The organism is Paenibacillus monticola (assembly GCF_009664975.1).
Taxonomy (GTDB): domain Bacteria; phylum Bacillota; class Bacilli; order Paenibacillales; family Paenibacillaceae; genus Paenibacillus_AQ; species Paenibacillus_AQ monticola.
Genome location: NZ_WJXB01000005.1, coordinates 131,888 through 152,862, shown reverse-complemented (window position 1 = coordinate 152,862; position 20,975 = coordinate 131,888). Strand labels below are relative to the sequence as shown.

The window sequence follows — 20,975 nt, the reverse complement described above, 5'->3', positions numbered from 1 at the left end:
CTAGTAATGTCTTCTATGTCACGAGAAAAAGTTCTAAGCTATGCCAAATATCGCTTGCCGTACTCGTCAAGTGCCTGTAAATACATTATTGATGCAACCGATGTCAGTCAAGGAGTTGTTGCTGATATTGGGGAGCGAATAATTCTGGTATGGAATCGCCTGAAGAGAATGAGGAATGGTTCGAATCTTTCCGCGATAAGCATAAAGAACGATTTGCTCTTCTGGAAAATAACGGTCTGATAACGGTAAAATACGCTACCGAAGTATGGTTGGGTCAGCCTAAGTATAATTGAGTACATTAGCCAACTTATGAATCAGCAGTATGCAGCACAAATGCATGCTGCTGATTTTTTGCGGATATGCTGAGTGTAAGGTTACACAGACTGCAAGGTCATGGTAAACTGATAAAAGAAAATAGGATAGAGGAGCGTTGCCCGTTGCGTAAATATTTAGAGTTACTTCAGGATATATTGGATCATGGCAGTGCAAAAAGTGACCGGACAGGAACTGGTACTTACTCTGTCTTTGGTCGCCAGCTTCGGTTTGATCTGGCTGAGGGTTTTCCACTAATGACTACTAAACGTATTCATCTGAAATCAGTTGTGCATGAGCTACTGTGGTTCCTGAAGGGTGAGACGAATACTGCTTATTTAAAGGCAAATGGTGTATCCATCTGGGATGAATGGGCTGACGAGAACGGTGAACTGGGACCGGTATACGGATCACAGTGGCGAGCTTGGGAGAGTGCCGACGGTCGCCATATCGACCAAATTACGAATGTGATCGAAGCCATCAAGAACAATCCGGATTCGCGGCGTCATATCGTCAGTGCCTGGAATGTTGGCGAGATTGACCAGATGAAGCTACCGCCTTGCCATTTTGTATTTCAGTTCTATGTAGCAGACGGCAAACTTTCCTGTATGCTGACAATGCGCTCCGTGGACTCCTTTTTGGGGTTGCCTTTCAACATTGCCAGTTATGCCCTACTGACCCATATGGTCGCGCAGCAAACCGGACTTGAGGTAGGTGAATTCATCTGGTCGGGTGGAGATGTGCACATTTATACCAATCATCTCGAGCAGGTGGCAACTCAATTAACGAGAGAGCCTTATGAACTGCCAAAGCTGGTTATAAGCCGAAAGCCTGATTCTATTTTTGACTACAACTTCGATGATTTTGCATTTACAGATTACGTCTATCATCCGGCGATCAAAGCGCCAGTAGCGATATAGTAAGACAGGATTATCTCTTGTGAAATGTGTATGGATAAATTTCGGAGAGAGTGGGCAATGAGATGAGTATAAGCTTGATTTGGGCGATGGGCTCTAATGGTGTGATTGGTAAAGATAATGATATGCCTTGGCATTTGCCTCGGGATTTTGCCTTCTTTAAAGCGGAGACATTAGGTAAAAGAATGCTGATGGGTCGCAAAACCTGGGACTCTCTCGGTGGGAAGCCCCTTAAGGGCAGGACGAGCCTGGTTATGACGCGGGATACGAGCTTTGCTCCTGAGGGTGCGGAGGTTATACACACGCTGCAGGAGGCTCTCAGTGAGGGGCAGAAAGCTGATGAACTGATGGTTATCGGTGGCGCGGAGATCTACAGGATGATGCTGCCTTATGCAGATAAGCTGATCGTGACTCAGATCGAGCAGGATTTTGCTGGAGATACGCTATTTCCTAATATTGACTGGAGTCAATGGCAGGAGATTTCCAATAAGATGGGGATTCGCGACGATAAAAACCCGTATGATTACCGTTTTCTCGTGTATAATCGTACGGAAAAGAGAACTTCTGACACAACATGTTAAATAGTACAAAAAATCAGTAGATTAATCCATTACTGTGCAAAAGTGATGAATGCTAATATAATTAAAATTAGAAATGATAATGCATTTAAAAGTATAGAATGTACAGGTACTTAATTGCGCTGTTCACGACATGATCCTGCCGCATTATGTTACAATGTACTATACATCACATGAAGAGAACGGATGGGGGATACGTAAATATGTCTACACCTACTGGATTTATGGAGTATAAACGACAGCTCCCAGGTGATCGGGATCCTGAGCAGCGCGTTAAGGATTGGGAAGAGTTCCACCATCACTTATCCGAAGAAGAGCTTCAAACACAGGGTGCGCGTTGTATGGATTGCGGAACTCCTTATTGCCATACCGGTATCGATATGGAAGGGGGCACCTCTGGCTGCCCGGTGCACAATCTGATCCCGGAATGGAACAATCTGGTTTATCGCGGATTGTGGAAGGAAGCGCTGGAGCGTCTGCATAAGACGAATAATTTTCCCGAATTCACGGGCAGTATCTGCCCAGCACCTTGTGAAGGCTCATGTACAGTGGGACTGATCGGTCAGCCAGTTACAATCAAGACGATTGAATTGGCTATCATAGATAAAGGTTTCGAAGAAGGTTGGGTCGTACCTGCACCGCCTGAGAAACGTACTGGCAAGACTATTGCGATTGTGGGTTCAGGTCCTGCAGGATTGGCAGCTGCAGCGCAATTGAACAAGGCTGGACATACTGTGACTGTATATGAACGCAGCGACCGTCTCGGCGGTTTATTGACTTACGGCATTCCAACTATGAAGCTGGACAAGAGAGTTGTGCAGCGGCGTGTGGATCTGCTGGCTGCAGAAGGTGTTAACTTTGTAGTGAACACGGAAATCGGCAAAGACATACCGGCTCAACAGCTGGTAGATCAATTCGATGCTGTCGTTCTGTGTGGTGGAGCAACGAAGGCGCGCCGCTTCAATGTAGAGGGTAGTGAACTTAAAGGTGTAACGTATGCTATGGACTACTTGACCGATACGATCAAGAGCTATCTGAATTCGAACCTTGAAGATGGAAACTATATAAATGCAGCAGGCAAGGATGTTATCGTTCTTGGTGGCGGAGATACGGGTTCTGACTGTGTGGCTACGGCGCTTCGTCATGGTTGCAGCAGCATCACACAGTTCGGGACACATGATAAAGCCCCCCTTGAGCGTGATCCTATTGCTAATCCTTGGCCGCAATTCCCTAATGTATACACGCTTGATTATGCACAACAAGAAGCCAAAGCTCTTTTTGGCGACGACCCGCGTGAATTCTCTATCATGACTACCAAGTTTGTCGGTGATGATGAGGGCAATTTGAAGGAGCTGCATACTGTGCAAATCCGTCGTATCGTGGATGAGACAGGCCGTAAGATCTATCAGCCCGTCCCTGGAACTGAAGCTGTGTACCCAGCCCAGTTGGCGCTGATCGCAATTGGCTTCGACGGACCGGAACAGGAAATTATTCAAGAGTTAAAGCTGGATACAAATCGTCGTACGAATGTGAAGGCGCGCTATGGCAAATTCAACACTAACGTAGACAAGGTATTTGCAGCTGGTGATATGCGGCGTGGACAAAGCCTTGTAGTGTGGGCAATCAATGAAGGACGCGAAGCTGCTCGTGAAGTGGACAAATTCCTGATGGGTTCGACTGTACTCATTTAGGTGTAGCTATAAATATAACCAAAAAATCCGTCTCAACAGCTGCTGCTGGTGAAACGGATTTTTTGTTTTTTAGATCTTGAACTTGGATAGTTTATCAAGCAGCTCTTGAACCATATGAGAAAGTGATTCCGAAGAGGAAGAAATCTCTTCCATGGTGGCCAACTGTTCTTCTGCTGCTGCGGCGACACTACTCGAGTTCTCCATCGCATCACTAGCGATTACGGTTAGTTGTTCAACGGATGTAGAGACCTGCTGAGAGCTAGCTGACATCTGCTCTGAAGCTGAGGATACTTCTTGAATTTGATCATTAACACGTTCAATTTCAACCATTATGGACTGAAATAGCTGTCCACTTTCTACAACGATATTCACACCTTTGTTCATTTCTTCGGTACCGACGCTCATATTGCGGATGGCATTGCCCGTTCCATCCTTAATTTCACTAATGAGCTCGGCTATTTGAGTGGCTGCTTGTTTCGTCTGATCTGCCAACTTCCGTACCTCGTCTGCAACCACACCGAAACCTCTGCCGTGTTCTCCAACCCGCGCTGCCTCAATGGCTGCATTGAGGGCCAACAGGTTTGTTTGTTGACTGATGGTTGTAATTAAGCCAACGATTCCACCGATTTCTTCCGACTTGGTTCCAAGTATGCGAAGCGCTTGTTCAGAATGGTCAGCGGCTTGCTTCATCGAGCCCATTTGAGTAATAGCTTGCTGAACCTTTACACTCCCTGTTCTTGTCTGACTCGAAGCGACATTTGCTGAAGCTGAAGCGGTCAGCGATGATTCAGCAATCCGTTTTATGCCTAATGTCATCTCCATGATTTCCTTAACAGTTTCACCGGAGTGTCGATATTGCGTTTCTGCACCCTGTGCAACATCTTGAATGGCTTCAGCAATCGACTCAGAGGCTTTGCCCGTCTGCTCCGAACTGGAGGTAAGCTGCTGGGAAGTTGCCCCAACGGTCAGTGCCAATTCATTTATGGAATGGAACATGGATTTCAATTTGGTGGTCATTTCATTGAAATGGCCTGCTAATTGGCTGAACTCATCTCTTCCTTTGACCTGTATGGTCTGTGTTAAGTCGCCATCAGCCATCAGCTTCATCTTCTCACCGAATTTTGCAAGTGGCCGCACTACCCACAAGCGGATTACTAGTGTGATTAATGCACTTAGCAGTAGTAACGCTCCAAGGGTGATCAGCAATGAGATCAAGCGGCTATCATTGTATGTTTGATTGATAAAACTTTCAGGAATGACAGTTTCTACATACCAATGTTCTCCGTTTGCTTCTAAGTCGAATGGTCTGATGGAGCGCATTACACGTTCACCATCTGGTTCCTGAGTATAAGCGCTGACTGGGTTCCCTACTTGAAGATCAGCCCAAAGTGCAGTTTTTTCAGGAGTGTCAACATAAGGTTTCGCTAACAAATCTGGATTAGCGGCGTTAGCAGCGTAGCTTCCATCTTGAGCAATTAGTGTTACATAACCGGCTTCCATCTTAAAGGCTTCTGCCTGTGTCTGCAAATCAGCTAATGGGAGCCCGGTGCCTATAATCCCTAGGAAATTCCCGTCCTTGTCCAGGATTGGAAATGTGACTGAGGAGAATAGAGATGGCGCATCTGCAGTTCCGTAGTTGGTCGGTTTAATGACATTGAACTTTTTGGTTTCTTTAGGTTTTAGATAGTAATCTGCTAACCCTGGCGTACTTAGATCACCAAGTGCTGTGATGGTGAACTGGTCTTTATCGATGTTAACTGATGCAATGAATCTTCCTGTGGCATCCGTGTAGGCATTACTTTTTGCCAAAGCCTTATCGTTTCCGTCAAATGCGTTAGGTTCCCAAGCCATATATAGTCCAGAGAGGTTAGTGTTTACCTTTAATGTACTCTGTAGTAAACCAACGACTTCATCTCGAGTTAGTGAATGTTGTGCTTGGACTTCCTGAAGTGTAGTTGAGAGTGTTTGCAAGGTGCCTCTTAAATTGACTAGTTTGTTCTGGAGACTTTCGGAATATTCATCACCAGCTGACCAGGATTGCAGCCCACTATTCTCGATACTAACTGACCGTAGTTGCTTTAAATTAAACAAGATGATAGAAGTGAACGTAACAATAAGCAACAGAACGACTATGGACACTAGTTTAGCGGATAAGGAAAGATTAGTTAGCTTTTTCATTAAGATCTACCTCCGATAGGGTATGTAGTGAGTTTTCACTTGTTATAGAGAAGCACCCAGCAAGTAGGCCAAACGGGATGGGCATCATTGATGAGATAATCAACAGTGGTTTCTGTGGTATTCGAAAGGATACGTGGTAGGCAGTAGTTTTTTTTAGATGGTTCATTTAAAGGTTCCCCCTAGTTGGCAATTCATTTCTTTTCTTTCTATATTCACAATAGTAAAATAGAAATATGGAAAAATTATATACATCATTAGCTTTAAATCTATAAAAATGAATACATTTTATATAGATTTGATAATTATCACGATCTAATCATGCCTTGACGTAATCAACAGAATCATATAGATTAAATACATTATTTATATTCAAAAAGCATTGACTAAGGATTTACCGTTCAAGAATCGCTAGGACAGAGAAGGGGCTCACCGGCTGAAAGGTCCCTCAGGAGCGAGTGAAGGGTACCCTGCCTTGGAAGCTGTAGCGCAAGAGAGTATAACCGCTACCGGTATCGGCCGTTATTCGATTGAGGACTGCCAATAATTATATTGGTGGTTGAACTAGGGTGGTATCACGACACATTCGTCCCTGACGAATGTGTCTTTTTGTGTTTTGAGTAATGGGTATGGATTCGTTGAAGGTTATGAACATAGGGGAGGTCGCTAATGATGCGCCAAAGTAAACTGTTGTTAAACACACTGCGTGAGGCTCCTGCGGAGGCAGAGACGATAAATCACCAGTTGCTGCTGCGAGCAGGGTATATCCGTCAGCTGGCTGCTGGAGTTTATACATACCTGCCGCTCGGTCGGCGTGTTCTACGGAAGATCGAAAGCCTTGTACGGGAGGAAATGGACAGGGCAGGGGCGCAGGAGATTCTCATGCCCACAATGCAGCCTGCTGAGCTGTGGAAAGAGTCGGGTCGCTATGAGGTATATGGCAAGGAGCTGATGAGCTTTCAAGACCGGCATGATCGGGAATTTATACTAGGGCCTACCCATGAAGAAGTAGTAACTTCTTTAGTGCGGGATGAGATAACCTCGTATCGAAAGTTGCCAGTTACTCTGTACCAAATTCAAACCAAGTTCCGCGACGAGCGGCGTCCACGTTCAGGACTGCTGCGGGGCAGAGAATTTTTGATGAAGGATGCCTATTCATTCGATACGTCCTGGGAAGGTCTTGATGAATCTTATTGGACAATGTTCAATGCCTATCGGCGGATATTCAGCCGTTGCGATTTGCAGTTTCGGTCCGTGTATGCGGACTCCGGGGCCATAGGGGGGGAAGGGGGAAGCCATGAATTTATGGCTCTAGCCGATATTGGAGAGGATACGATTGTTGCCTGTACCTCATGTGACTATGCGGCTAATTTGGAGCAGGCGGAGGCATTGGCCTATAGTACACAGGAGCCTAACCTTGAGCTGTTGCCAATCACTAAATTTCATACTCCAGGCCTGCGTACCATTGATCAACTGAAGCAGGAGTTACAGATTCAACCAGAGCAAGTGATCAAAACGTTAATTTATCAGGGTGGCGAGAAAATCTTTGCTGTTCTGGTTAGAGGGGATCATGAGGTAAATGAGCTTAAGGTGGGAAAATATCTTGGGGTTGCCGATATTAGCTTAGCCGATTATGAGTCAGTGAAACAGATGTCAGGGGTAGAGAGTGGATTTGTTGGTCCTGTCGGACTGGCACTAACGGTACTGGTAGATGCTGCAGTTGCGGCTTTGCCACACGGCATAGCCGGAGCCGGACAGAAAGATTATCATATCCGCAATGTTGTGCCTGGTCGGGATTTTGAGCTTTCGCATATAGGTGATTTTCGGAATGTAACAAAGGGTGAAGCCTGTCTACACTGTGGAGAAGGCCGTCTTGAATTCCATCTTGGCATTGAAATCGGGCATGTATTTAAACTAGGTACAAAATATAGTGAGAAGCTCGGAGCAACTTATTTGGATACCTCAGGTAAAAGCCAGCCAATGATTATGGGTTGTTATGGTATCGGCATCTCACGCCTGCTGGCGGCAGTTGTCGAACAGAACCATGATGATCATGGCATCATCTGGCCGGTGGCACTGGCACCTTATCAGGTGCACATTTTGCTTATGTCCACTAAGGACCTTGTTCAAGTAGAACTCGCGGAAGCTCTGTATCATCAGCTTAATGAATTGGGGATTGAGACGCTGCTTGATGATAGAGATGAACGAGCAGGGGTTAAATTTAAAGACTCTAGCCTGATTGGTATCCCATTATCTGTCATTGTAGGCAAGGACGCTGGAGAAGGCCGGGTTGAATATATTGAACGGAGGACCAACAATAAGGAGAATCTCGAACTTTCAGAAGCTATTTCGCGAATTGAGGGATATATTATGTAGTAGTCGATTCATTCAGCATAAAAAGAAGCTTTATCAACAGTTACTTTGCTGTTGATGAAGCTTCTTTTTATGGGTTGAATAGAAGTCAGTTTTTTAGTGAAATCCATTATTCCAGAATAAAGTGTTCAATCTTATGCTGTAGGTCTCCTGCCAACTGAGATAGCTCTGTAGAAGATGTGGAGATCTCTTCCATAGAGGCTAATTGCTGTTCGGTTGCCGCAGTTACACTTTGGAAGGATTCGGATGTGGCTTGTGAGATACTAGATATTTCTATTACCGAAGCAGCGATCTCTTCAGCGCCAGCTGACATTTGTTCTGTAACGGCAGAGATGTCATGGATCTGACCATTGATTTTGGTAGTCGAATGCTCAATTCTAATGAACGCTTCTTTGGCTTCGTCGGTCACTTTGATACCGAGTATCACATCTGCAGAAACCCCGTTATGGATAGCGTCATAGCTCTGATTAATTAGCGCTGTCATCTCCTCGATAGTATCTTGGATATTGCCGACAGTCTTCTTTGACTGATCGGCCAGCTTCCGGACTTCGCTTGCTACAACTGCAAATCCTTTACCATGCTCACCTGCACGTGCGGCCTCAATCCCTGCATTTAGGGATAATAGGTTAGTCTGTACAGCTATATTAGAAATAGATGTGCTCATTTGAGAAACTTTGGAGTTCAATGCATTTAATTGTCCAATCAGCTCTGATGAGTGAAGGGTGGATTTTTGAATAGCCTCCATTTGTTGACTGACAAGCTCTACCTTGCGGCTTCCGGACTTCACATCCAGCTCGGTCGCACCTGAAGACTCTACGATCATAGCAGCAGCTTCGGCAATTTTTTGGATTCCTGTGGACATTTCCTCCATAGCCCGTGATGTTTCGACCATGGCCGCCGTTTGGGTTTCGGCTCCATTTGAAGAATCTTGAACGAGCTCAGTAACGTAAACAACTGCGTTTGAGTTTTCTTCGGTTATAGAAGATAACTCCTGGCTTGAGGATGCGAGCATACTGGAGGTGTTTGAGATATCTACAACGATTTCACGGAGTGAATTCACCATGAGATTATAGTTCTCAGCTAGCTGTCCGATTTCATCGGTGCGGTTAATTTGTATGTGTTCATTCAGGAAGCCCTCAGTGACGCGGCGAGCGGAACGATTCAAGCTAATAATGGGTCTGGTAATGCCACGGATGTAGAAGAACATCAGAATCAGGGCCAATACAAGTGAAATACCTAGTACAACTAATCCATTAACCAAAATTGGAGCAGAGGCATCTGAGAATTCCTGTACAGAGAGGATTCCCACAATAGTAAATCCGCTAATAGCATCGGTGGTATAATACCCACGCATACTTTTGCCTGTATCAGGATCAGTATAGGAAACAGGACCATTTGTGCTAGTGCCAAGTGCGGAAATCACACTTCCAGGTACATCAACACCAGCTTTTTTATTAGGGTGAGAAACGTAATCGTGGTTTCGGTCTACTATAAATATATATCCGTCTTTACCTAATTTGATATTATTGATCGTTACTGCTAATTTGCTGAGATTTAAGCTGGTATTCATCGCACCGTTATTATCTGAAAATCTCTCGGAAATATACAAGTTGTAATTTCCAGTGGTGGTTGCTATATAGGGATCAATTACTGTGCCTTCTTTAGTATTGCTGAGGGAGGATATATACCAATCTCTTTTACGTGGATCATAGTCTTGTTTACCTGGATCGGGTGACTTCATCCATGCTCCATTCTCATTTCCTAAGGTAATAACTTCAAGCTCTGGATGCTCTTTCATGAATAAGTCAATAAGGTGCCTAGTCGCAGGATTTTTGGCGTCTATGTCTCCTGATGTTATTTGCTGGGTAAGCTGTTGTACATTACGAGCTGCCGCAGAAACTGTCTGATCAATGGTTATGCGTAGCAATTCGACACTTGAACGGGTAGACTCCTGCATTTTAAGTTCCAATTGCTTTTTGGAGCTGGAATAGGAAAAATAGCTCACTAGGACGACTGGAATGATGAGCATGATGGAGAAGATGATCATCATTTTTTTCTGCAGTGATTGAGATGCTAGAGCTTGAGTAAGGCGTTTGAATTTGTTATTCATGTTGATTTCCCCCTTGGTTGCATTAATTACTGAAAAATGTAATTGGATTATATTTCATTAATCTATTAGGTCAATCTGCTTATTTCAAATGATAATCTACAAAAATGAAGAAAATATATATAAAAAACGCTATAAATATATAAGAGTAATCATTTGTTTCTCATGCCAAACAGGCGATCATACAGTAACATGACTAGAAATTGAGCTTGCCTCTCTTGAGGAATACATTAGAAAATACAGAGGTTGATGGTATAATAGACTACTGGACGTATTTTGGACTTGAGAACGAAAAGGTAAGGAGCGATTGTTTTTGAAGATACTCATTATTGCGGAAAAGCCGGATATGGGGCGGAATATCGCCGCCGCAATAGAACCGCAGGCCAAGAATTACCGTTCCTATCTCGAAGGGGAGCAATACATTATCACCTGGGCTATCGGGCATCTGATCGGCCTGGCGGAGCCGGAAGCTTACGATGTTAAATACAAAAAGTGGAATATTAATGATCTGCCAATCATTCCCGAGACGTTCAAGCTGGTGCCTAATGCAAGGACAATAGACCAGCTTAAGGTCATCGGTGAGCTAGCTAAACGCAGTGATCTGCTGGTGAATTCCTGCGATGCCGGGCGGGAAGGACAACATATCTTTTCGCTCATTCAGCGGCATTTGCAGCTGGACCAGCCTGTGAAGCGGCTGTGGATCTCCGACTTGACGCCGGAGACGATCCGCAAAGGGTTTCAGGAACTGAAGGATGGGGCAGAGTACGAGAACCTGACCAAGGCCGCCAAAGCGCGTAGCGAAGCAGACTGGCTGATCGGAATGAATGGTTCACGTGCCTTCACCACGAAGCATAATGTGCTGCTGTCGGTGGGTAGAGTGCAGACCCCGGTGCTTGCCCTGATCTATGACCGCCAGAAGATCATTGAGGCGTTCTCGTCACTGAAATTTTTTGAAGTGGAAGGTCATTTCACGCAGAATGACATTACCTATAAAGGGATGTGGCAGGGAGATCGATTAACTGATGGGGCGAAGGCGGAGGCTGTAGCTGCTAAGGTAAAGGGGAAACCGGGGCGGATAGCCTCTTATGAGGTCAAAGAAACTAAGGAATATCCGAACAAGCTCTACGATTTGACGTTGCTGCAGCGGGAGGCGAATGGCAAGTACGCTTTTTCCGCCAAAAAAACGTTGGATATTGCGCAGGCGCTCTATGAGAAGCATAAGGCCATCTCGTACCCGCGGACGAACTCCAACTATGTGACGGAAGCCAATATTCCGGAAATGCACAAAACACTTTCGGCGCTGCAAGGAACGACTTATGACGAATGGGTGAAGGGCGCGAACCGGAATCTGGTCCATAAAGGCAACAAATTCATCTGCAACCCCACCAAGGTTGAGGATCACCATGCCATCATGCCTACGAACCGGAGACCTTCAGGCTTAAGTTCAGATGAACAAAAGCTGTACGATTTAATCGTGCGCCGCTTTCTGTCGCAGTTCTATCCAGCCGCAGAATATAAGGTGCATACCGTTATTACCGACGTAGAGGATGAGAAGTTCAAAACTACAGTGAAAGAATTGTTAAGCCTGGGCTGGAAAGTTATCTATGCGGACCAGAAGAAGGACAAGGTAAAGCCTGCTAAGGGGAAGTCGAAGGATGATGAAGAGGATGAGGAAATAGAGGTCAACGAGCCATTCTCCATCGCGCCGACGGAAGAAATCTTTTGTAGTGATGCTGTAGTCAAAGAGAAGGATACTCAACCTCCCAAACATTTTAATGAGGGAACCTTGCTAAAAGCGATGGAAAGTGCGGGCAAGCAGATTGAGGATGAAGAACTGCGCGATGCCATGAAGGACTCAGGACTGGGCACTCCTGCTACACGTGCAGCTACGATTGAACGGCTCAAAAATGTCGGTTACATCGAAATGCAGGGCAAAAAAATCGCGCTTACTCAAAAAGGCAGGATGGTTATCGAACTTATTCGCGGGGCCGGTATTGAGCTCCTGACTTCACCGGAGATGACCGGACAATGGGAGCGCCGCTTGAATGAAATTTCTAGAGGGACGGCCTCGGACGGACAATTTATGGAGAATGTCAAAAGGTTTGCCTCCATGATTGTAGATAAGGTCCGAGTGCAATCCCGAGCGGCCAAAACCTCCTTTGAAGGAGAAACACCCTCTACGAAAACCACTGCTAAAGGTGGAAGCAGTAGTGCTTCCCCCCGTAAAGCAGCGGATAAACCGGTAGCGCCGCGAAAGCGCAAAGTGGATGGGGAAGTTGGCACAGCTGCCCCATACCAAGGCCCAACCATCATCGGAAATTGTCCACGACCCGGCTGTGGCGGGATGATCTTTATGGGTCGCAAAGGCTACGGCTGCTCACATTATAAAGAAGGCTGTAAGTTTGTGATTTGGAAAGAGAATCATGGACGAATTCTTAGTGACACGCAGGTTAAAGCGTTAATTGAGAAAGGTCGTACGGGGAAACTTAAGCTTGCTGCTGAAGATGGATCGCCTCTGGAGGGCAAGCTTGTGCTGAACAATAAGGATACGGGCCAACTGATAGTTGAGTAAGTATAAACAAGCATAGCAACAAAAAAAGCAAGTCTCCAGTGTAGTGGAGACTTGCTTTTTACATGTGGGGTTCATCGCGAAAAAACAATTAATTTGCCGCCGCAGCCAGTTGGGCATCAATAGCCGCAGTCAAACCCTCGTAGGAGGAGTCCGGCAGCAAAACACCATTGACCATAAATTTAGGCGTACCATTGACGCCATAGGAACCAGCGATTTTGAAATCTTCTTTAACATCATACATATAGGTCTGGTTCTTGAGGTCTGTCTCGAACTGGTTATAATTAATGCCATCAATATTATTTTTAACGAATTTTAGAATGAACTTCTGCGTTGCCCAAATTTTGGTCTCATCACCCTGATTGGCGTACAGCTTGTGCATATATTCCCAGAACTTCTCATTGCTTTGCGTATAAATAGCCTCACCCGCACTTGCAGCAAGATAGGAGTCCCGGTCAATGAAGGCGAAGTTCATGAAGAAGAACTCAACCTTACCAGTGTCTACATAATCCTTAATAAAGGTGTCTTGATACTGCTCAGTCCATTTTTTGCAGGCAGGACATTTGAAATCTGCGAATTCGATAATCTTTACCTTGGCCTCAGTGTTGCCCAGATGGGGTTGCTTCTCATATTTCAGCCCATCCACAACAATAGTGCCCTTTACATCCGTGTAGTTAGGTAAACTATCCAGGTCGGAAGAATCGCTGTTTTTGGTGGGTGTGTTGGTGATGTTGAAGTAGAAAAATACCGCAATCAAGATAACAACAACGACTGCTGAAAGCATGAGCATCAAATTCTTGTTGTTCGAAACTCCCTTGGAATTTCTGTTCCGGTTCACATTCTTATTTGCTTTCTTATTCATTTGCATTCCTCCTGCGCCATATGAAAACTACTCAAATAGTATAAACATACCGGCGGCAGAAAGCCTATGTCATTTGTAACACTAAGCTTTGAATGCTTTATCCGTGACTTTTATTCTGCTGTTGAATGGCTGTACGTATAACTGGTGGAACCTCGTTGATGGATGAAATGGTCAAAATAGCTTGCTGTACTTCATGCTGCAGCTCAATTAGATTGTACAGCCATTCTTTTTGCTGCTTCAAATAGATGCTATTGATGCCGGCAGTCACTGCAGGCAGGATGTCCGTCCGCAAGGAGTTGCCAATCATCCAGGTCCGTTTACGGTCGAAACTGCGGGAGGAAAGTATGCTCTCAAGCGACTCCACATTTTTATGCTTGCGGATATAGATCCGATCATCGAAATAAATATCAAGTTTCATCTGTTCAATCTTGCGCTGCTGGATGGTATCGTCCCCGCCGGTATATAAATACAAGTCATGACCGTCTTGTTTCAAGGTATCGAGTGTTTCCACCATGCCTGGATAGGCTTCGATTTCCTGATCATAGACGCTAAGACCAAGCTTCATTAATTGCTGCTCCTGAAAAGATTCGGCCGGCCGGCCATATTTAGCGCAGAAATATCGGTAGGTAGCAATCAGGGATTTAGGGAAATTGTCGCTGGCCAATCCACTGGAGCTGACCGTTTCAACATCAATTTCGGTCTGTTTACTCCTGATCTCACTGGTGGTGGGTTCAAAGTCTTGAAACCAGTCAGTCATCATTTCTAAATATTGCCCCAGAATGAGATCGAAATATTTGTTGCAATGGACTAGGGTATCATCCAGATCAAAGATAACTTGTTGTGTTAAATATTTCATGTTGCTCACTCCTCCAATCTATATCTCTAAGTGCGTCTTTAGTTATTATAAACGAATATAGGATTCTAAGAACATCTGGAGCTCTGAAGCTCCGTCTGGACGGATACTGAAGCGTTCGTTATATTCTCCTCGCACATGGATGCGCAGCAGGCCGGCCACCCGCAGGATCATAAGGTGGTGCATCAGCATTTCCCTGGACTGGTTCAGATCGGACTGCATCTCCGATAACGTTTTGGGTTCGTGGGCGACATAACGCAGCAGCCTGAGCCGTGTTGGATCTGACAGTGCTTTGGTCATACGCAGCAGCATTGTAGGAGGCTCATCCTCGTTATCTAAAGGAACATCTACGGGGTACTGAACCATCACTAGTGTTTTGTAGAAGCAATAAGTATTAATGGGTCGATTATGTACCGTGGGCAGCAGTACAATGGTCTTAAGATCTGGAATATCTTCATAGATAACACCATTAGAGGCGTACTCGATTAAAGCCTCGGGGTCCATCTTGCTCTCAAGCATCTTCTTCTCTGAGGCATCGGCAATTAATAACGGCAGAATCTTGTTCTCCACATGACGGAAATATTGATCATGCCATAGTCGCAGGAGCGGAATATAGCCGGATTTAATTCGGTGGCATTCTTCAAGTGTGAAGTTAGGAAGAAACGGCAAAGTCTGCTGATAGCAATCTTCCAATGAGGCCGCATCCAGTTCGTCCAAGAATTGCAGCACCTTTATAGCTGGACCCCGGCTGTAAGTCCAAGCGTATAGCACATCATAATCGTCAAAAGGCCACTCGGATGCCTGCAGCAGTTCTGTTACTTTCTGGGGTGGGATTCGACTTTCCAGATCGCGTATCCAGTCTGGACCGAGATCCAGGTTCGACATCCATTTCTTGGTTACATATAACATGAAACTGTCCAGCAGTTCATAGACCGGTGATACATCAATTTTTAATTCATAGTTCATGTAAGCTTGCACCCCCTGAGAAATCCGTCACTTCTATATATTATCTCTTGTTTTGAAGAGGGTTGTCCACTATAATGTTCCGTGTTTGCCAATTGCGTAACTTATTATAACCATTGTAGATCATAGGGGGATTCATCCGTGTCAGACAGGCATTCAACATCAGTTCATCTCAATAGCAAACGGAATTACATGATTCTTATTACCGTAATTATCGCTGCAGGACTCAGCCAAGGGCTGCTGCTTCCTGTGTTGTCCATTCTTTTGGAGCAAAAAGGGGTCACTTCGTCCATCAACGGGCTGAATGCTGCAGCCTTATATATTGGCTCATTTGGCATGACTTTGGTCGCTGAGCGGACGCTTGGTGCCATCGGTTTCAAAAAACTGATTGCCGCGGGACTTAGCCTGGTATTCGTTAGTTTGCTTCTGTTTCCGCTGCTTCCGGGCGTTAAGGCATGGTTCTTGCTGCGCCTGCTAGTAGGGATCGGCGATGCTGCTATTAATTATGCTGCTCAGTTATGGGTGCTGCTTATGACACCATCCGAGCACCGCGGACGTAATATTTCTTTGTACGGGATGTCCTATGGTCTAGGCTTTAGCTTGGGGCCACTTGGAATCAGCCTGTTGCGTTTCGGCCAAGCGGCACCGTTTCTTGTGATTGCCTTTCTATTTCTGCTTGTACTGCTGCTAGTTGCCGCGAAGCTGCCAGATTCCCATCCGGAGAAAGTGGCAGGTGGAGAAGGGCAAGCCCGCCGATTTGGTCGCAGCTATAGTCTCGCATGGTATGCCTTAATTCCGGCACTTTTATACGGCTATATGGAGGCAAGTCTGAACAGTAATTTTCCGGTATATGGTCTGCGCATCGGCTATACTGCTGATCAGATTGCTGCATTGCTGCCTTTTGCAGGCATTGGAGGGCTGCTGCTGCAGCTTCCGCTCGGGATATGGAGTGATCGGTATGGGCGCCAAAAGATTCTGATTCTCTCCGGGGTCGGTGGAGGGTTGGCGTTTGCCCTGCTGCCGCTCGCAGCTGACAGATTCCTGCCGACATTAGTGCTGCTTATGTTCGCAGGTGGACTGGTAGGGTCGTTTTTCTCATTGGGTCTCAGCTTTGCTGCAGATATCTTACCGCGTAACTTGCTTCCTGCCGCCAATGTGGTATCCTCCTTTCATTATAGTATAGGCAGCATTCTAGGTCCGGGCGTCGGCGGCTTATTGCTGGAATATGGCTGGGGGAGTGGTGTATTTGCTTTAATGGGCCTTTTATATATCATGTTCGGACTAATGGGGTTATTATTCTCGCCACGGCAGCAAATTTGAGGTAAGATAAGAACGAATGATCGCATGGAATTTGATCTCGCTTTCAGAGTACACTATAGAAGTAACGATGAGGACAGGAGAGGCTGATAAATGATTACAGTTGAACATTTAGCCAAAGCAGTAGGGGAAGAAAAGAACCCGGTTCTGCAAGATATTGGCTTTCAATTAGAAACAGGTGAGCTTGTAGCCCTACTTGGAGGTAGCGGAAGCGGCAAAACCACGCTGCTGCGTTGTCTTGCACTGCGAGAGAAATGGGACAGAGGGAATTTCAGGGTTGATGGTACCAATATTCTGGGGAATATGTTCGGGGGTAAACGCAAGATTCGTCGGGAGTGGGCTTATCTGGAGCAGAATGCGGAGCTGAACCCCAACCGAACGGCATTGAAGAATGTGTTGATCGGCCAATCTGCTCAGACCCCATTGTGGCGTATGGTTACGGGTAGGGTGCGCTCAGACAATTATATGGGCGCGATGGATGAACTGGATGCGCTTGGTCTGCTCGATAAAGCGAAGATGAAGACGAGCCAGCTCAGCGGCGGAGAACGCCAGCGTGTAGCGATAGCTCGTGCATTGACTCATGGTGCCAAGGTGATATTGGCAGATGAGCCGGTAACAGGGCTTGATCCGAAATCAGCGGATAGCGTTATGGAAACCTTGCGCAAGCTATGTAAGGAGACAGGCCTTACCATAGTGACGGTATTGCCTATAGAATTGGCTGAACGTTATGCAACGCGTCTGTGGGTGCTGGAGGACGGCCGTATCAAACATGATGTTAAAGGACGTCGCCTAACCTCTCAGGAGCGTATCAATCTGTGAATTACGAACATGGAAAGAGTGATGAAATTGAATATACGAAGTCTGAGGCGCCTTGCGGTCGTATCCTTGACGCTAACCGTCCTGTCGGGTTGTACTTTCATCAGTGATCCTGTTTCCAAGATGAAATTGCCGCAGCTGTCTGCAGATAAAGCTACGCTTATGGCTGCTATTAATTCATTTAATCCACCAGGCTCTACACTGATCCGTCCGGCCAATGACGACGACAGTTCAATCTTCACTGAAGATCTGAATAAGGATGGAGTTATGGAGACTATAGTCTTTTACGAGACGCCGGACGAAGCTGTACAGATACATGGAATGATACTGGAGAAGAAAGGGGATTCCTGGGTAAAGAAGCTTGTCTTCGATGGTGACGGAACGGTACTGGAATCGGTTGATTTGAAAGATGTCACGGGCGATGGCAAGCTGGATATTATTACGGGGTATTCCCGCGGTGAAGAAAAAGGACTGGTAGTCTACAGTTATTCCAGCGGATCACTGGAAGAAGTGCTGACACTGCCTTATACGAAATATATAATGGATGATTTAAATGAAGACGGCATTGAAGATATTACGGTGGTCTCTTTTAAACGTAATGAATTTGCAACTATAACGACATATCAATATAACGATGGTTTCAATGTACTGGATAAGCTGGACGATCTAGACCCTTATTTTAATAATTATTACAATATTGTCGCAGGAAAAGTTGCCGAGGACAAAGAAGGTATCGTACTGGATGCCGCAGTAGATTCCCATTCTGCTTATACTTATATGGTAGTTATGGAGAATAACATGCTGCGTGTAGTAATCCCTGGTGATGCCCGTACCTTTAAGGATCAGCGTATCGACAGTGAAGATATTGATGGGGATGGCATCATTGAGATTGGCCTGCTTGAGCCACCGAAGGGTTGGGAGTATTTTGACCCAGAGACGATCCCTTATTTCAATTCCTATTACAAGTGGGATGGAAAAGACGGTCTGGTCTTTACATCGCAGCAATATCGTGATCCTGCGGACCGCTTCATTATCAAGTTCTCTCCGGAATGGCATGGGAATCTGACGGTGGATACCAAGTCCGTTCAGAATAAATCACTCAAGTTCATCATGTCAGATACTGGAGAGACGGTTGCTGAGGTTTCATTCTTTTCATCGCTGGAGTGGGAGCGGGTCAAAGGTGCAGGCTGGGAGATGTTGGGTCGTGACGCCGATAAAATCATTGGGTACCGCGGGAAGCTGGAACAGAGTACAAATGGGGGAAGCAGCAACAAGATTGCTTCACCTATCGAGAGGAAGGGAATAGATGAGTAAAGTTCTGATCCTAGAGGATGAGGAGTCCATCCGCAGTTTTATTGTAATTAACCTGAAACGAAATGGCTTTGAAGTATTAGAGGCGGCTGACGGCAATGAAGCATTGCACAAGCTGACCACAATCCCTGATATTGATATTGCTCTGCTGGATGTAATGGTTCCAGGTATTGACGGGTTTGAAGTGTGTCGACGGATACGGGAGACCAACGAACGGTTGGGTATTATTTTTCTAACGGCCAAGGTTCAGGAGCAAGATAAGGTCTATGCCTTGTCCGTAGGTGCTGATGACCACATCAGCAAACCTTTCAGTCCAACGGAACTGATCGCTCGTATTCAGTCACTGCTGCGCCGGGTTAATGTGCATCGGGAGCAGTCGGCCAAAGTTTCTTTTCATTCGGGACCCTTTACACTAGATCTTATTTCCAAGCAATTTAAACGCAACGGTGACGCGATCGAACTTACGCCTACTGAATTCTCACTTATCCAATTTTTCCTTGAAAAAGAAAACACACCGCTTAGCCGCGATCTGCTGCTTGATCATGTGTGGGGCAAGGAGTATATGGGCGATCCTAAGATTGTGGATGTTAACATCCGCCGTCTTCGCCAGAAGATAGAGAATAATCCGTCAGAGCCCGAATTCTTACAAACGGTATGGGGGCACGGTTACAAATGGAAAGGGCAAGGACAATGATAAAGAAGGGGATGCGCAGACAGATCGTACTGCACTATATACTTGTAGTCTCTTTAGCGCTTCTCCTGGTGGAAGTTATCTTTTTGCTTGCCATTCGAACGAATTATTATGACAGTGTATATAACAAAATCACGACACATATCAGTACGGCTGAATATTTCCAGAAATATCAGATTTTGGGTGAGCATGCGCCGTTTCAGCTGCAGGACCTGCTGGACAGGTTTTCGCTGAGCAATACGGAGCTGGAAGTGCTGACGTTAAAAGGTGATATGGTCACCAGTTCTACCGGTTTTCAACCAGACCGCACCATTACAACCAGCGATGTACCGGAAGCAGCAGGTGGCAGCATCGGTCGTTGGGTAGGCAAACAGCCTGGAACCAATGAGAGTGTGATGGCGGTTTCCAAAATACTGCAAATCCACGGCCGTGATGCTTATATCCTTCGGTACCTCACTTCAGTTGAAGGTATTAACGAAGACCTGCTGAATCTTACACTGCTGTCCATAGGTATCGGTGTTGCTGTACTGGCCATAGTTGTTCTTTTCAGTTTTGGACTGGCTAACTCTATAGTGAAGCCGCTCAATAATATTACGGCGGTTTCGGCGCAAATGGCAAAGGGCAGATTTAATACACGTATTAAAGGTAATTACAAATATGAGATCGCTGATTTGGCGGCTACGCTGAATTATATGGCCGAGGAAATTGTGCGAAGCAATCAGACTAAGGATGATTTTATTTCCTCGATCTCTCATGAACTTCGAACACCACTGACCAGTATCAAAGGCTGGAGTGAGACCTTAATCTCAGGTGGTTATGATCCGGAAGAAACTAAGCTTGGTATGGGAATTATCTCCAGAGAAAGCGATCGGTTGATTGGTCTGGTAGAAGAGATACTGGATTTCTCCAAGCTGCAACAGAATGAGATGAAGCTTTCAATCGGCATTGTGAATGTTAAGGTATTGCTGCAAGAGACGATACTTAACATTTGGGCCAAAGCAGAGAAAAAGCGGATTGTCTTGCTGCTTGAATGCGACGAAGCGATCTATGTCAAAGGTGATGCCAATCGACTGAAACAAGTATTTTTAAATCTGGTTGATAATGCTGTGAAGTTTTCCCACGAAGATTCCAGCATTGTACTTACCGCACAGCGCTTTTCAGCTAGCGAGACTGCCATTATTGTCCGTGATAGCGGAATTGGCATCAGTGACGATCATATTTCCAGAGTAAGAGACCGCTTTTTTCAAGTGGATGCTTTAAATGGGGGGACCGGACTTGGACTGGCGATCTCTCAGCAGCTTGTAGAGCTTCATCACGGCAAAATTGAGATGAACAGTGAGCTTGGCAAAGGAACGCAGGTCACTGTCATCTTGCCTCTAACGGATGAACTTCCCAGTTCAATGATAGTCACTGAAGGCCAATTATAACGTGAATTTTGTG

Annotated in this window: 16 protein-coding genes; 11 read left to right on the top strand and 5 right to left on the bottom strand. The window is 45.6% G+C overall.

Features of this window, described 5'->3' with window-relative positions; translation table 11 throughout:
• The first annotated feature begins 6 nt into the window (after window positions 1–6).
• The 4 genes from GJB61_RS16215 (at window position 7) to GJB61_RS16200 (ending at window position 3,498) form a co-directional block, all read left to right on the top strand.
• On the top strand, window positions 7–240 hold the full coding sequence (locus GJB61_RS16215; protein WP_154119739.1) for a hypothetical protein: 234 nt from the start codon (window positions 7–9) through the stop codon (window positions 238–240).
• Window positions 241–437: 197 nt separating this feature from the next.
• Window positions 438–1,232: a thymidylate synthase gene (thyA, locus tag GJB61_RS16210; protein ID WP_154119737.1), complete on the top strand. Its 795-nt coding sequence runs from the start codon at window positions 438–440 to the stop codon at window positions 1,230–1,232.
• A gap of 62 nt (window positions 1,233–1,294) precedes the next feature.
• A complete protein-coding gene (locus tag GJB61_RS16205; protein ID WP_154119735.1) occupies window positions 1,295–1,810 on the top strand; it encodes a dihydrofolate reductase in 516 nt (171 codons plus the stop codon).
• Window positions 1,811–2,010: 200 nt separating this feature from the next.
• Window positions 2,011–3,498 (top strand): glutamate synthase subunit beta, encoded by a 1,488-nt coding sequence (locus GJB61_RS16200; RefSeq protein WP_154119733.1) that lies wholly within the window; start codon window positions 2,011–2,013, stop codon window positions 3,496–3,498.
• Between the two features lie 69 nt (window positions 3,499–3,567).
• Here GJB61_RS16200 and GJB61_RS16195 read toward each other — a convergent pair whose 3' ends face one another.
• Window positions 3,568–5,676, bottom strand: a complete 2,109-nt coding sequence (locus tag GJB61_RS16195) for a methyl-accepting chemotaxis protein (protein WP_154119731.1) — start codon at window positions 5,674–5,676, stop codon at window positions 3,568–3,570.
• A 669-nt stretch (window positions 5,677–6,345) separates the two neighbouring features.
• Here GJB61_RS16195 and GJB61_RS16190 point away from each other — a divergent pair.
• The gene (locus tag GJB61_RS16190) at window positions 6,346–8,049 is read left to right on the top strand and encodes a proline--tRNA ligase (RefSeq protein ID WP_154120001.1); all 1,704 of its coding nucleotides are present in this window, start codon (window positions 6,346–6,348) and stop codon (window positions 8,047–8,049) included.
• A gap of 106 nt (window positions 8,050–8,155) precedes the next feature.
• Here GJB61_RS16190 and GJB61_RS16185 read toward each other — a convergent pair whose 3' ends face one another.
• Window positions 8,156–10,156, bottom strand: a complete 2,001-nt coding sequence (locus GJB61_RS16185) for a methyl-accepting chemotaxis protein (protein WP_154119729.1) — start codon at window positions 10,154–10,156, stop codon at window positions 8,156–8,158.
• A gap of 310 nt (window positions 10,157–10,466) precedes the next feature.
• Here GJB61_RS16185 and GJB61_RS16180 point away from each other — a divergent pair, with 310 nt between their 5' ends.
• Entirely contained in the window at window positions 10,467–12,725 is a 2,259-nt protein-coding gene (locus GJB61_RS16180; protein WP_154119727.1) for a type IA DNA topoisomerase, read from the top strand.
• A gap of 88 nt (window positions 12,726–12,813) precedes the next feature.
• Here the strand turns inward: GJB61_RS16180 and GJB61_RS16175 are convergent, their stop codons facing one another.
• From GJB61_RS16175 to GJB61_RS16165, 3 genes are all read right to left on the bottom strand, one after another.
• Window positions 12,814–13,584 carry a DsbA family protein gene (locus tag GJB61_RS16175; RefSeq protein ID WP_154119725.1) on the bottom strand — a complete coding sequence of 257 codons (771 nt, stop codon included), beginning with the start codon at window positions 13,582–13,584 and terminating at the stop codon, window positions 12,814–12,816.
• A 97-nt stretch (window positions 13,585–13,681) separates the two neighbouring features.
• The gene (locus tag GJB61_RS16170) at window positions 13,682–14,440 is read right to left on the bottom strand and encodes an HAD family hydrolase (protein ID WP_154119723.1); all 759 of its coding nucleotides are present in this window, start codon (window positions 14,438–14,440) and stop codon (window positions 13,682–13,684) included.
• 45 nt (window positions 14,441–14,485) lie between these two features.
• On the bottom strand, window positions 14,486–15,403 hold the full coding sequence (locus GJB61_RS16165) for an ArsR/SmtB family transcription factor (RefSeq protein ID WP_154119722.1): 918 nt from the start codon (window positions 15,401–15,403) through the stop codon (window positions 14,486–14,488).
• 138 nt (window positions 15,404–15,541) lie between these two features.
• Between GJB61_RS16165 and GJB61_RS16160 the strand changes: the two genes are divergently transcribed.
• From GJB61_RS16160 to GJB61_RS16140, 5 genes are all read left to right on the top strand, one after another.
• Complete coding sequence (locus tag GJB61_RS16160) at window positions 15,542–16,720, top strand: MFS transporter (protein ID WP_338115876.1); 1,179 nt, start codon at window positions 15,542–15,544, stop codon at window positions 16,718–16,720.
• Window positions 16,721–16,810: 90 nt separating this feature from the next.
• Window positions 16,811–17,536 carry a phosphonate ABC transporter ATP-binding protein gene (locus tag GJB61_RS16155; protein WP_154119720.1) on the top strand — a complete coding sequence of 242 codons (726 nt, stop codon included), beginning with the start codon at window positions 16,811–16,813 and terminating at the stop codon, window positions 17,534–17,536.
• A gap of 21 nt (window positions 17,537–17,557) precedes the next feature.
• Window positions 17,558–18,847: a hypothetical protein gene (locus GJB61_RS16150; protein ID WP_229521843.1), complete on the top strand. Its 1,290-nt coding sequence runs from the start codon at window positions 17,558–17,560 to the stop codon at window positions 18,845–18,847.
• A complete protein-coding gene (locus tag GJB61_RS16145; RefSeq protein WP_154119716.1) occupies window positions 18,840–19,538 on the top strand; it encodes a response regulator transcription factor in 699 nt (232 codons plus the stop codon). The genes GJB61_RS16150 and GJB61_RS16145 overlap by 8 nt, the downstream gene beginning before the upstream one ends.
• A complete protein-coding gene (locus GJB61_RS16140; protein ID WP_195724354.1) occupies window positions 19,535–20,962 on the top strand; it encodes a sensor histidine kinase in 1,428 nt (475 codons plus the stop codon). Before GJB61_RS16145 ends, GJB61_RS16140 begins: the two co-directional genes overlap by 4 nt.
• Window positions 20,963–20,975: the final 13 nt, after the last annotated feature.

Bases quoted from the DNA above. Each gene is read 5' to 3' on its own strand.
- GJB61_RS16200 (WP_154119733.1), top strand. From the start codon at position 2,011: ATGTCTACACCTACTGGATTTATGGAGTATAAACGACAGCTCCCAGGT.
- GJB61_RS16165 (WP_154119722.1), bottom strand. From the start codon at position 15,403: ATGAACTATGAATTAAAAATTGATGTATCACCGGTCTATGAACTGCTG.
- GJB61_RS16145 (WP_154119716.1), top strand. From the start codon at position 18,840: ATGAGTAAAGTTCTGATCCTAGAGGATGAGGAGTCCATCCGCAGTTTT.
- GJB61_RS16185 (WP_154119729.1), bottom strand. From the start codon at position 10,156: ATGAATAACAAATTCAAACGCCTTACTCAAGCTCTAGCATCTCAATCA.
- GJB61_RS16215 (WP_154119739.1), top strand. From the start codon at position 7: ATGTCTTCTATGTCACGAGAAAAAGTTCTAAGCTATGCCAAATATCGC.
- GJB61_RS16175 (WP_154119725.1), bottom strand. From the start codon at position 13,584: ATGAATAAGAAAGCAAATAAGAATGTGAACCGGAACAGAAATTCCAAG.
- GJB61_RS16140 (WP_195724354.1), top strand. From the start codon at position 19,535: ATGATAAAGAAGGGGATGCGCAGACAGATCGTACTGCACTATATACTT.
- GJB61_RS16150 (WP_229521843.1), top strand. From the start codon at position 17,558: ATGAAATTGAATATACGAAGTCTGAGGCGCCTTGCGGTCGTATCCTTG.
- GJB61_RS16205 (WP_154119735.1), top strand. From the start codon at position 1,295: ATGAGTATAAGCTTGATTTGGGCGATGGGCTCTAATGGTGTGATTGGT.
- GJB61_RS16170 (WP_154119723.1), bottom strand. From the start codon at position 14,440: ATGAAATATTTAACACAACAAGTTATCTTTGATCTGGATGATACCCTA.
- GJB61_RS16190 (WP_154120001.1), top strand. From the start codon at position 6,346: ATGCGCCAAAGTAAACTGTTGTTAAACACACTGCGTGAGGCTCCTGCG.
- GJB61_RS16155 (WP_154119720.1), top strand. From the start codon at position 16,811: ATGATTACAGTTGAACATTTAGCCAAAGCAGTAGGGGAAGAAAAGAAC.
- GJB61_RS16195 (WP_154119731.1), bottom strand. From the start codon at position 5,676: ATGAAAAAGCTAACTAATCTTTCCTTATCCGCTAAACTAGTGTCCATA.